The 12540-nt window shown below is 34.6% G+C and carries 8 protein-coding genes; all 8 read left to right on the plus strand.

Annotated elements, in window-relative coordinates:
* Positions 1-38: 38 nt before the first annotated feature.
* The 8 genes from ACKPCA_RS01575 to ACKPCA_RS01610 all read left to right on the plus strand — a co-directional run bounded on the left by ACKPCA_RS01575 (position 39) and on the right by ACKPCA_RS01610 (position 12461).
* The gene (locus tag ACKPCA_RS01575) at positions 39-3566 is read left to right on the plus strand and encodes a SusC/RagA family TonB-linked outer membrane protein (protein ID WP_321280982.1); all 3528 of its coding nucleotides are present in this window, start codon (positions 39-41) and stop codon (positions 3564-3566) included.
* Positions 3567-3584: 18 nt separating this feature from the next.
* Positions 3585-5072: a RagB/SusD family nutrient uptake outer membrane protein gene (locus tag ACKPCA_RS01580; RefSeq protein WP_321280983.1), complete on the plus strand. Its 1488-nt coding sequence runs from the start codon at positions 3585-3587 to the stop codon at positions 5070-5072.
* An 83-nt stretch (positions 5073-5155) separates the two neighbouring features.
* Positions 5156-6094 (plus strand): hypothetical protein, encoded by a 939-nt coding sequence (locus ACKPCA_RS01585; protein WP_321280984.1) that lies wholly within the window; start codon positions 5156-5158, stop codon positions 6092-6094.
* A gap of 186 nt (positions 6095-6280) precedes the next feature.
* Complete coding sequence (locus ACKPCA_RS01590) at positions 6281-7375, plus strand: TlpA disulfide reductase family protein (RefSeq protein WP_321280985.1); 1095 nt, start codon at positions 6281-6283, stop codon at positions 7373-7375.
* Between the two features lie 321 nt (positions 7376-7696).
* Positions 7697-8584: a S1 family peptidase gene (locus ACKPCA_RS01595; RefSeq protein ID WP_321280986.1), complete on the plus strand. Its 888-nt coding sequence runs from the start codon at positions 7697-7699 to the stop codon at positions 8582-8584.
* A 27-nt stretch (positions 8585-8611) separates the two neighbouring features.
* Complete coding sequence (locus ACKPCA_RS01600; protein WP_321280987.1) at positions 8612-9964, plus strand: TlpA family protein disulfide reductase; 1353 nt, start codon at positions 8612-8614, stop codon at positions 9962-9964.
* A gap of 544 nt (positions 9965-10508) precedes the next feature.
* Positions 10509-11057 carry an RNA polymerase sigma factor gene (locus ACKPCA_RS01605; RefSeq protein WP_321280988.1) on the plus strand — a complete coding sequence of 183 codons (549 nt, stop codon included), beginning with the start codon at positions 10509-10511 and terminating at the stop codon, positions 11055-11057.
* Positions 11058-11288: 231 nt separating this feature from the next.
* Complete coding sequence (locus tag ACKPCA_RS01610; protein WP_321280989.1) at positions 11289-12461, plus strand: FecR family protein; 1173 nt, start codon at positions 11289-11291, stop codon at positions 12459-12461.
* Positions 12462-12540 lie beyond the last annotated feature (79 nt).

Consider the following 12540-nt stretch of genomic DNA (forward strand, 5'->3'; position numbering starts at 1 on the left):
TATTTATGCGTTTGACTGTATTAAAACTAGTGTTATTAATGAGTTTAGCCACGGCCTATGGTAATGTGAACTCACAAATGGTGATTTCGAGCTTAAAGCTTCAGAATGCAAAATTATCAGAAGCACTCGAAGAAGTTGAAAAATTGAGTCAATACGATTTTGTTTTTAATTACAATGATGTAAAAGGATACGAGGTGACAGTTGACCTCGAGGATATTTCTCTGGAAAAGTGTCTTAACGAAGTGTTATGTGGTCACCCTTTCCAGTATAAAACTGAGGATGATTTGGTAATTGTTTCCTATAAGGAAAAGGCTCCCAAACCAGCAGTGCAAAAGAAAAAAATTTCTATAAAAGGTAAGGTGACCGATGAAAAGGGAGTAGGATTACCTGGTGTTTCCGTTGTTGTGAAAGGTACTCATGTTGGAGTTGCAACTAACATTGATGGTGAGTATAATATTATGGTGGATGATAGAAATGTTACCTTGATTTTCTCATTCGTAGGTATGGAAACTCAAGAACACAAACTGAAGAAAGGTAATGTTCTGGATGTGAAATTAAGTGCTGATCAGGGACAATTAGGAGAGGTAGTTATTACCGGATACCAGAATCTTGATGGTAGAAAGAAAACTGCTGCTATTACAACTGTTGATATGAAAAGCATAGAAACCAGAGCAGAATCTAGTATTGATAAATTGCTACAAGGTCAAGTTGCAGGTATGTCAATCATGAGTACATCAGGCGCACCAGGTTCTGTACCGCAAGTTCGAATTCGTGGAACGTCCACTATTAGTGGAAATGTTCAACCTCTTTGGGTTGTTGATGGTGTGATTCTTGACGATCCGATTAATGTTGATGTGAGTGAGATCTTAACCAATAAAAACCTGATTGCTTCTGGAATCGGAGGAATTAACGTAGCGGATATTCAGTCGATCAACGTATTGAAAGATGCATCTGCAACAGCTCTATATGGAACTAGAGCCGCCAATGGTGTAATCGTGATTACTTCTAAAAGTGGATCTGCAGGAAAAACCAGAATCAGATATTCTGGTAATACAACACTTTCTATGCGTCCCAAACTGGATGATGCGTATATGATGAACTCCAAAGAGAGGATCGATGTTAATCGTGAAATGATTAATAAAGGTCTGTTTTTAACAAATTCAGGTAGAATTGGAGAATATGGGAATGCTACAGATTTTGAACGATATTTTATTGATGTTCATAATAGAACTATAGGCTGGGATGAGTTTGAAAGCAAAGTAAAGGAGCTTGAAACGGTTAATACTGATTGGTTTAAGCATTTATTTAGAAATGCCATTGCTCAGAATCATAGTTTAAGTGTATCGGGCGGTAATGAAAAAACTACTTTCTATGTTTCAAGTAGTTTTAGAGATGAACAGGCAACCGCAAAAGGTGTGGGGCAGAAAACATATACTGGATCTGTTAAAGTTTCTACTAAAGTAAGACATAATATTCGTTTGGATGCCAAGTTAGATATTACCTCAAGAGACAATAATAGTTTCTTTTCAGCGGATTCTCGTGAAAATCCTTACGAGTGGGCAATTTATACTACAAGAGCGCAAAAGGCATTTGATGAAAATGGCGATTACAATTATATGTATATCGATGATTTGAAGTATAACTATTTGGAAAACAGAAAAACTTCATGGAGGAAATCAAACTCCTTTGGAATAAGGGGGCAGGTGCGCACAGAATGGGAACTTTTCAAAAATTTCCGCTGGACCTCGCTGTTTAATTTTAGTAAACAAAGTACTACTGAGGAGAACGTAGCAAAGGAAAATAGTTTCTTTGTAAGAAGTAAAATGGAGAACTATGTAAAGACAGTTGGTTATTCAACTGAACCTCTATGGCTAGATGGTGGCTTGTATATGGGGAGGAATACTCAAAATAATTCTCAAACCATTCGAAATCAAATCGCATACAATCCTACCATTCGTAATGATCATGAATTGAATGTTATGTTGGGAAGTGAGATTCGAACTTCTGAATATAGAGGCCATAATGATAATATTTATGGTTATGTTCATGATAGAGGACAACAGCTAAACCCCCAATGGAAATTGATAGAACACATAGGAAGACCTTACTGGATTAAGAATTTAAATAGATCCGCAAATGTGTCTTATTATGGAGTGCTTGGTTATACTTACAAGAAAAAGTACACTTTGAATTTTAATGCCAGAACTGATGGTTCCAACAGATTTGGTATTAAAACCAATGATTTGTTCCAGCCTTTATGGTCAGCTGGTTTTAACTATCAAATGAAAGAAGAAGGGTTCATGAGAAATATTAAATGGATCTCCTACCTGACTTTCCGTGGTTCTTATGGTGTTCAGGGAAATGTTGCTGCACAGGCATATTCTGATTTGATAACAAGATTGGGTACGTACAATACGATTAAAAACCAAAGCCCTTTGATCATTTCTGATCCAAAGAATCCTCATTTGAAATGGGAGAAAAATACCAATTCTAACTTGGCTCTTGAATTTGGATTGTTCGACAGAAGAGTTCGCGGTACTTTAGAATATTATTATAAAAAAGGAGAGGATTTACTTGGAAGAAAACAAGTTTCTGATGTAACAGGTTTTAGAAGTATTCAGGTGAATTGGGCTTCAATGGAAAATAAAGGTTTAGAGGCCAGTTTATATGTAAAACCAATTCAAACGAATAATGTTGAGTGGTCTTTTTCTGCAAATGTAGGTTGGAACAAAAATAAAGTGTTGGATGTGTATTCCAAGTCGGGGTATAAAGACTTAACAAACGCATTTAAAACCTCTTACGAATCATCAGCCGTTATAGGTAAACCTTTAAGTGGATTGTATTCGTTTCGATATGCAGGATTAAACGAAAATGGTGATGCTACCTTTTACTCAGGACAGTTTGAAGAGGATGAAAATGGAAATAAGGTAGAGAAAAAGGTATTAACCGGTGTTAAAGATATGGAAGCTTTAAAATACGAGGGACCAACAACACCACCAATACAAGCAGGTTTAACCAATACCATAAGCTATAAGAATATCACTTTATCTTGTATGTTGGTAGGGAGTTTTGGAAATGTAATACGTTTACGTCAGTTATCACAACCATCAAGTTTTGGTTTTTTCTATCCGCAACCTGATGCTAACATGCCAAAAGAATGGGTGTACCGTTGGAGAAAGCCTGGCGACGAGTTAACTACGGACATACCTAGGTTAGGGGATGAGCGATACAATTATGACTTAAATGGATATCCTGATAATGTATACATGTACAATAACAGTGATTTGCGAACGGTTAAGGGCGATTTTGTTCGCTTGCAAAATGTGTCCTTGAGTTATAACCTTTACTCGGAAAAATTAAGGGAAAAAGGGATTCAGAATATACAGTTTACCTTGCAGGGAAGTAATTTACATGTTTGGAAAAATTCCAAATTGAAAGGTCAGGATCCTGAGGCAACTGGCTCTGCAAGAAGTTATGCTGCTTCAAACGAAGCGAATGTGTCTTTTGGAAATACATATTTACCTATACCACGTTCCTATTCTTTCTCAATAAATGTTAGTTTTTAATCTATAATGATAAGTTAAATGAAAGCTATTAAGAATATTATATTAGGAGGAATGGTTTTGATTTCCCTTTCTTCCTGTAATGATTTGCTTGAAATTGATCCTGTAAACAGTATGATCCCTAAAAGTGTTGAGGATTATGAAGATGTACTTTTGGGAGCTTACCCAGACAATGAATTCTTTATGAAAACGGAGATGATGACAGACAATGTTGCTGTAAATCCGAATGGATATGGTGATATGAGAAGAGATTATGTTCCGTGGTATACATGGGCGGACTCACATCAATCTGATGGTGAGGAATATGATTCTTACTGGGGGGAGTTGTATCGATCTATTTTCTATGCCAATACAATCATAGATGATTTTAATGAGAAGGAAGTATTGCCTGAGGATCAAGAGCTATTCGAAACAATTAAGGGAGAGGCGCATGCCATACGTGCATTGTCATATTTCTATTTGGCCAATTTGTACGCAGAGCCTTATTCTAGTGAGAATTTAGCCAAAGTTTGTGTTCCTTTTAGTATCACTACTGAAGATTTGCATGAGAGGACGCAGAATAATACTCGTGAGTCTGTTGAAGTGGTTTGGAATTTGATTGTTGCAGATTTGGAAGAAGCATCAAAATTACTTGCAGGAAAACGCCCAAATACAAAAGTACGATTTAATTACCTTTCAGTTGAAGCTTTAAGAGCCAGAGTTTATTTGTACATGGATAACTTAGATGCTGCGATCAGTTCTTCTAGTAAGGTTATCGCAATTTATAAGCCTTGGGATATGAATAATATTCAGGATATTATAGATAGTGAAAATGAACCACTGGAATACTTATTCACTGGCGAGAGAGGTGTTATGGACACCGGATACCAGGAGGATGTATTGTTTTCAATGTGCACAAATGGTGGTAGTAGAGGTGCTGGTGGAAATATTTATTATTATTCAAGGGGATTACAAAAGCCATCAGAAGATCTATTCAATTGTTTCATTGAAAAAGGAGTCGAGAGTGATACCATTTTTGATTATAGAAGGTATATTTTTGAATCTTTTGCTGACACTGAGACCTACTATGGCAAGCAAACAGGGAAAACAGTTTACAACATGTATTCTTTCCAAGGGCCTAGACATCCTTATATTGGCATAAAACTGGGAGAAGTTATTCTTATCAGAGCTGAAGCTTATGCTCGTAAGCAATTAAATACCAAAGCTATTGATGATGTAAAACTTTTAATGAAGAAGCGCATTCAGACAGATCACTTCGCCGATTACGAAACAATGATTGATGCAGAGACAGATGTATTGGCTCGAGTATTAAAAGAAAGACGTAAAGAAACCGCTTTTGATGGTGGGCTACGATGGTTCGATTTGAGAAGACTGGGAAAACCTGCTTTGACTCATGCTGATAAGGAAGGTAGTGTGTTTGAATTGAAAAAGGGAGACCTTCGCTATGTTTTGCAAATTCCGATCTCGGAGCAGAAGCATAGTCCTAACATGATCTTGAACCCAAGGTAGTTAGTCTGTCTTAATAGTGTAAATCAGGAGCGCTGAATTTTCAGAGTTCCTTGCCGATATCAAGAATCTAAAAAAATAAAAAGATGAATTATAAGATATTATGCGTATCGATAGTTGCAGGATGCAGTTTGTTTCTTACATCTTGTGATAAAGAGGATGACCTAGTTTCGTCTGAGGAGATCGGAATAAAGGAGAATTTTCTTCCAGGACCTGGTATTTCAGGAAAAGAGAAAGAGATCTATGAAAAGTACAATTTATGGGTGAGAATGGATTTCGACGATCCTTCTGAAGTTGAGAATGCCATGTTATATGAGGATAATTATAACAGGGGATTTGTGACTAAAATAGATGATGAGTACAGAGCTAGTGCTTACAAGTACATTGAAACTTTATTAATTGACATTCCAGAGGGGTTTGTAAAGAGATTTTTTCCTATCGACTTTTTTATAGTAAAGGAATATGGAATGTGGTGGGACCCTACTAATGCAAAATCTCTTGGGCGATCAAGATTAATATTGCAGTGGCCGAATACATATAATGACTATAGAGGAAGAAAGGCATTAGATGTTAATTTGGAAGACTATGATTATCACTACTATCAGGATGTAGTACTAGCTTCAGTAGTATGGAATGCTCTGGCAGGAATTAATTCTTTGTTACTAGAATCTTCAGATGAAATTGAAGCTGCTGGTTGGGCTTATGGTGAGGAGGCAACCAATAAGATTGAAAAAGAGTATGAAAGGGGAAGTCAGGAAAAGCGTGATGCTCTTGAAGAGTTGGCTAGAGAAGGTGGTTTTATTTCTGCAACAGGTTCAAAATCTTTCGCAAATGATATTAAAGAATGGATTGAAGTACTTGTTTTAAACTCATATGAAGAAGTTAAGGCTGAATATTTAGATAATAGCCCAAACAGAACTAAAAAGTATGCTGAAGTTATAAAGTACTTTAATGATCTGGGATGGGACATTCAAGCAACAGGTAATAAATATGCTCAATTGAGAGATGAGCATAAATTACCTTAATCTTCCAATCTATATTAACATCAAATAAATAGCCTGCCTTTCAAAACTTTCTGCTTTGAAAGGCGGGCCAATCTGACTTTTAGTTGAAATTAGTAAGAATTTGCTGACTTTAATATTGTTAGTTAACAATAGAGTTTAATTGTGTGTCCTATTAAATGGTAACATCTAGTAAATAAAAATACCTACATGAATCATATTAAGTTTTTTTCAATAGTGCTTTTGGTGCTGTTGTTTTCGTGCTCACTAAAGGGGTCGGAAGAATATAAAATAACAGGAAAAACAAGTTACTCAGGAAAAGTTTACCTGAACGAAACCAAAGGCTATAAGCTAATTCCCATTGATTCTGTTAATATAGAAATGGGAGAATTTGTTTTTACAGGTAGTACTGAAAATTGTGAACAGTACTTTTTAACTTTTGAGAAGAAAAAGGGTGCTTTTGGTTTTTTTCTATCGAATGAGGAGATAGAAATAAATGTTTCTGATGAGCATCCATATTTTAGCAAGATCACAAAATCTCAATTGAATATAGAATATCAGGGGTTTACAAATAGGATGAACGAATTGGTAAAAAAGCAGTCAGAAGAAAGAAAGAAGTATTATGCTGAAAAAGAGCAGATTCGTCGTGACTCTTTGTTGGCAATTCTTCAAAATTATGGGAAAGGACAAATCGACTTGGCCAAGCAAACATTCGAGAATAATAAAAAAAAGCCATATGCATCAGCAATATTAGCCAATTATTTAAAGAATTATTTTTCTCACGAACAATTGGATTCCATCCTACAAACAATGTCAGTGGAAGCAAAAAATAACAAAATTGCTAAGCAGTTGATAGTTGAAATTGAGGCTCATAGAAAATCGGCAGAAGGACAGCCTTATATTAATATTGCGCAAAAATCCCCAGAGGGAAAGGTGGTATCTCTGAAAGAAGTAGTGGCAAAAAACAAATGTGTACTAATCGATTTTTGGGCCTCATGGTGCAGTCCATGTATTGCATCTTTGCCTGAAATGAAAGAAGTATATGAAAAATATAAAGACCGAGGTTTTGAAATCTATGCCGTATCCATTGATAGTAAAAAAGAAAATTGGGTGAAAGCCATAAACAAACACGAGCTATCATGGATTCATGTTTCTGATTTAAAAGGTTGGGATACACAAGCAAAAACCGATTATGCAGTGAATGGCGTACCAACAACAATTTTGATTAATAAAGATGGAATTATTGCAGCCAAAAACATGCATGGAAAAGAATTGGAGGATAAAATTGTTGAGTGTTTGGAATAGTAAATAAAAAGAAATACCAACTTTTATTTACAGCTTTCATAAATAGCCTTCTTTAAAAAATATAGAAATATGATAATAATAGTAATCGTTATATTGCTTGCGCTTATTCATAATACACATGCAATTGGCAGGAAGTTGGATAAAATTATAGAAGGATTAAATTCTATTAAAGACCAAAATAATCAAGTTGAAGACCATTAATACATTCGAATTTGTGTATTGGTGAGAAAATAAAGATTGGTGTCAGTCAAGAAACCAAATTTTAAAATGACTAATTTTTATAGCAGTAGTCATAAGGCTACTGCTTTTTATTATTATAATATGAAACATATAACCGTAATAATACTATTAATAGTTTGTAATGGCATATGCATAGCAGACAATTTGCATGAGCACACTACCAAAAGAAATGTAATTGAAAAAGAATTTATAAATGATAATTTTTACATTAACAGTTTAAAGCTAAAGATTGCAGAATTTGCTTCTGATAGTAGTACTGTGTCTGTAGAAACCATTGTAAATCAATTAAAAAGAACGAAATGTAGGATTCAGCTTGAAACTGAAAAATCTACAAGCTCATTTAGTTATAATGATTTAAAGCATAGTGTGCTGGCCATTGGAGAATTGTACAAATGCAAAAACTGTCCGGCTGGACACATCTCATCAGCTTCAGCTTTTGTTATCTCCGAAGATGGTTTATGTGTTTCAAATTACCATGTTTTCGATGTTTTATCTGAGCAAAAAGCAATGGTAATGGGCTTGGGAGTAACTAATTTCGAAGGTAAAGTATACAAAATTAAGGAAGTTTTAGCAGCCAATAAAAAAGATGACGTACTTATTTTTAAAATTGATACACAAGGTGATAAGTTAAGTCCTTTGCCATTGAATCGAAAAGTTTCTGTAGGCGATAAGGTTAAAGTTATATCTCATCCAAAACGAAAATTTTATGCCTACTCTGAGGGTATTCTAACAAGAAAACATCTTGCTGCAGGTATCAACTCTCCACGTTACAGTATTTCAGCAGATTATGCACAAGGTTCAAGTGGAGGACCGGTATTTGATCAAAATGGGAATGTAATTGGTGTGGTAGAATCCACCATATCAATTTATTCAAGCGATAAACACATTCAAATGGTGATGAAAGATATTATTCCGATTCAAGCTGTATTTAATCTAATTGATCAAGTAGAAGAAAGAACTAATCTGTAAATTTTAACAAGTTGTATGTATTTTAGAATGTCAAAAATAGTAATCGCATTGTTCCTATCAATTATGATATGGTCTTGTGATTTAAAGCAAAAAACGGTTCGATTACGAGGAGAACTAAGAAATTTTGGTACAGAAGTATTCATGTCTAAAGGTACACCAGAAGGAGTACTCTTGAAGGATGGTATTACCATAAGGCCAGAATCCAATAATCTTTTTGAAATTACTTTTGAATTAGATAAACCAAGTTATTTTCGATTAGGAAGAAATACACTTTATCTATCACCTGGGGATGACATATATATAGAGTGTGATTATAATGATCCAAAGGCTGCAAAATTTTCTGGTAAGGGTGCCGATGCATGTTTTTATCTTTGTGCAAAACCATTTCCTAAAGGTGGCTCCTTTCTTAATGCAGGAGAAATGATTAAAGATGATCCTGATTTGCAAACAGTGCAAAAACGCTTGAAAGATAAAATAGAAAAACGCCTCAAAGAATTGGAAGAAACTCCTAATCTTAGTGAAAATTTTAAGAAGCTTGAAAAAGGGAGAATTAAGTTTGGAGCAGTAAATACATTGTTTTCTTATGCAGGTTATGCCTCATGGATAAAAAAACTGACAGGTGAAGAAGCTGCTAAAATGGCTAAAGAGGCTAAAATTTATTTTAACAAGGACATCCAAGAGTATTTAAAAGGTGGTGGTGATGCGTGCTATTTAAATCTGGATGTTTACAGGGACATTTGTTCCTCGGCTATTGAATTCATCGGAACAGAGAATGTTGATGAAGAAGTACTCGAATACATTAAATCAAATGAATTGATTTATTATCTGGCAAGTAAAGGTCCTGTTGAGGAGGTGAAAGAAACGAAAAGAAAAATACTTTGTGAGTTAAAAAGTGAGGAGTATAAAGAAATAGTGCATAAAGCTTTTGAAAAATATAAGCCATTGCTTGCAGGGCAACCAGCACCCCAACTTGGATTTAGAAATAAAGATGGAAAAGAGTTTAAATTATCAGATTTTAAAGGGAAAAACCTTGTTATAGATATTTGGGCAACATGGTGTGGACCTTGTGTGCAGGAATCTCCTTACTTCGAGATGTTGGCGGATAAGTATAAAAATCAGAACATAGAATTTATTGCCATTAGTATAGATTCCAACAAAGTTGGATGGGAGAAATATTTGGAAAAGCACACTAAAAAAACGAAGCAGTACATTACCAATCGTACAGAATTTAGTGCATACAGAATTCATGGGATACCTCGCTTTATGGTAATTGATAAGGATGGATTAATTGTAGACGTTTTTGCACCACGTCCTTCAGATAATAGGCTGAGTGAAATGATAGATAGATGTTTGAAAGATGAATCATCGATCGAGAAATAAATGCTTCAAAAATACAGAAGAACAACTATAAAATATCGATAGAAAGAACTTTATAGGAAATATAAGTTTGAATAAATTATTTGAAATAAACCAAGAATAGAACACAATGAAAGTGCAAGCCAAACAGTTTGCACTTTTATTGTGTTTAAATCATTTAATATGAGGTGTGTAGTCGTGTTTTTTGTAACTAGGTTTTGTAATCAAGTTAATCAGGTTTATAATGATTCAATTTTGTTATATACAGTAAATTACATTTTGTGATTTTGCCAATAATTTGAATATAGTGTAGTTTTTTAGTTGTATTTAGATCAAATGAAAAATAGTTATTATAAAGAAATTAAATGTGATAAAAAGAACTTTTGGCAAGCTTAAGTATAACGAACTCTTAAAACATTTATTCTTTATAAACATTATTGTACATGATTTGCCGAATTGTCGGATTCGTTTTGGGTAGCTAGAACTAATCTTAAAAAGAGTAGGGACTTTTTTTAATGGATGCATTGTTATTTCAATAAAATATATTTTCTATTTTTGAGAGCCCATTATGAAACATCAGGAACAAATCATTATCGAAAAAATGAAGAATGGCGGCGAATCTGGATTGCGCCATATGTTTGATCTATATTATTCTCCACTATGCATTTTTGCAATGAGATATCTAGACGCTTATGATGTGGCAGAAGATTTAGTTCAGGAGGTCTTCATAAATTTTTGGGAAAACAAGCGAATTCATTCTTTAAATTCCTCTCTTAAATCTTACCTCTTTACAGCAGTAAAGAATAATGCATTGAATTACATCCGTAAGACCAATAGGTACCGAATTGAAGAATTAGACGACGAATTTGACATTTTAATGGAAGAGGTAGATACTAATGTTTTGGAACAAAAAAAAGCCAAACTCTTCAGAGAATTGGATCAATTGTCGGAACAGAGTCGTAAAGTTTTTGAAGCCATTGTGTTTGATAATATGAAATACAAGGAAGTGGCAGAAGAATTGGATGTTTCCCTAAACACGATCAAAACACATTTTTCAAGAGCCTTAAAGCAGTTGAGGTCTTCCCTTGATATCATTATTCTCATCATGTTATCTTAATTCAGGCAATTTTTGTTTGAGACGATCATGAGATCATTGCCTTGCATCACTGTTAGCTTTTAACGGATGGCCTTTCTATGTCCACTTCTATAGGTTTTACAGATGATTGCCGATACATATATTTAGGGGTGCAAAAAAAATAAAAAATTTGTCACCCATTTTAGAAATCCTAAATCATATTATTGAAAGTGCACACCTATTTTGTTATAAAATCGATCGGTTCAAAAAGAAATGGAAAGTAAGGAAGAAAATATTATCAGTTGGGTTCGAGATTATTCCCGTGGGGAGTTGAGTGAGAATTCTAAGAAAGAGCTTGAAAGTTTCCTGAATGAAAGCAGTGAAAACAAAGCACTGTTTAATCACTATCGTCGTTTGTATGCAAATGGTCGTTCAGTTGGCTTTTTGAATCAATTGAATGAGAAAAAAGCATGGAAACAGATTCAATCCAGATTGAGCAAATCAAAAATACGAAAACTGCATTTGTTGCTTCCGTATGCTGCTGCTGTTGCCATTATTGCGATTGTGAGCACTATTTTAATCAAAGAGCATAGCAGTGAAATTGACTTTAGTAAAGATTATAATTTCGAACAGTTAGCTCAACAAGGTGATATATGTGCAACAATCACTTTGGCTGATGGTTCTCGAATAAAGCTTGAAGAAAAAGAGACGCAGTTGATTTCTGAAAAAGATGGAACTCAGATTACAAAAGATTCTTTGAATAATATAATCTATACTCCTAAGGCAACTTCGAATGAAAAATTACTTTTTAATGCAATTGATGTGCCAAGAGGGGGCGAGTTTTCTTTAACGCTCTCAGACGGAACAAAGGTGTGGTTAAATGCTGATACTAAATTTCGATATCCTGTAAAATTTTCCAGTAGTAAGAGAGAGGTTTATCTCACTGGAGAAGCTTATTTTGAAGTGGCTCATAACAAGCAAGCTCCTTTTGTAGTTCACTCTCACGATGCCAAAGTGAAGGTTTTAGGAACCAGTTTTAATGTTTCTGCATATGAAGATCAGGAATTCATTGCAACCACGCTTGTGGACGGGGCTGTACAGATTAATAATTTGGGAAATAAGAAATTATTAAAGCCAGGATATCAATCTATAATCATTAGAGGTAGAGATGAAATTGAGATTCAGGAAGTGGATACCCACTTGTACACCGCATGGGTGAATGGAGTGTATGAGTTTGAAAATATGGAATTGGAGTACATTATGACGCAATTGGGAAGATGGTATGATGTGAAATTTTTCTTCACAGAGGAAAGTTTTAAACACATCAAATTTACAGGTGCATTTGAGAAAGAGAATTCTTTTGAATATGCCTTGAATTTAATTGAACGTGTGGCCGATGTTGATTTTGCAATCAAAGGGAAGCTTGTTGTTGTAGGAAGAGAATAATTATAAGATATATCGCTTTGGCGGATAAAGAAAAAACGGGAAATATTGGCGTATTCCCCGTTCAGTGATAATTAACTCC

Source organism: Marinifilum fragile (genome assembly GCF_963677365.1).
Taxonomy (GTDB): domain Bacteria; phylum Bacteroidota; class Bacteroidia; order Bacteroidales; family Marinifilaceae; genus Marinifilum; species Marinifilum fragile.

Bases quoted from the DNA above. Each gene is read 5' to 3' on its own strand.
- ACKPCA_RS01575 (WP_321280982.1), top strand. From the start codon at position 39: ATGAGTTTAGCCACGGCCTATGGTAATGTGAACTCACAAATGGTGATT.
- ACKPCA_RS01580 (WP_321280983.1), top strand. From the start codon at position 3,585: ATGAAAGCTATTAAGAATATTATATTAGGAGGAATGGTTTTGATTTCC.
- ACKPCA_RS01585 (WP_321280984.1), top strand. From the start codon at position 5,156: ATGAATTATAAGATATTATGCGTATCGATAGTTGCAGGATGCAGTTTG.
- ACKPCA_RS01590 (WP_321280985.1), top strand. From the start codon at position 6,281: ATGAATCATATTAAGTTTTTTTCAATAGTGCTTTTGGTGCTGTTGTTT.
- ACKPCA_RS01595 (WP_321280986.1), top strand. From the start codon at position 7,697: ATGAAACATATAACCGTAATAATACTATTAATAGTTTGTAATGGCATA.
- ACKPCA_RS01600 (WP_321280987.1), top strand. From the start codon at position 8,612: ATGTCAAAAATAGTAATCGCATTGTTCCTATCAATTATGATATGGTCT.
- ACKPCA_RS01605 (WP_321280988.1), top strand. From the start codon at position 10,509: ATGAAACATCAGGAACAAATCATTATCGAAAAAATGAAGAATGGCGGC.
- ACKPCA_RS01610 (WP_321280989.1), top strand. From the start codon at position 11,289: ATGGAAAGTAAGGAAGAAAATATTATCAGTTGGGTTCGAGATTATTCC.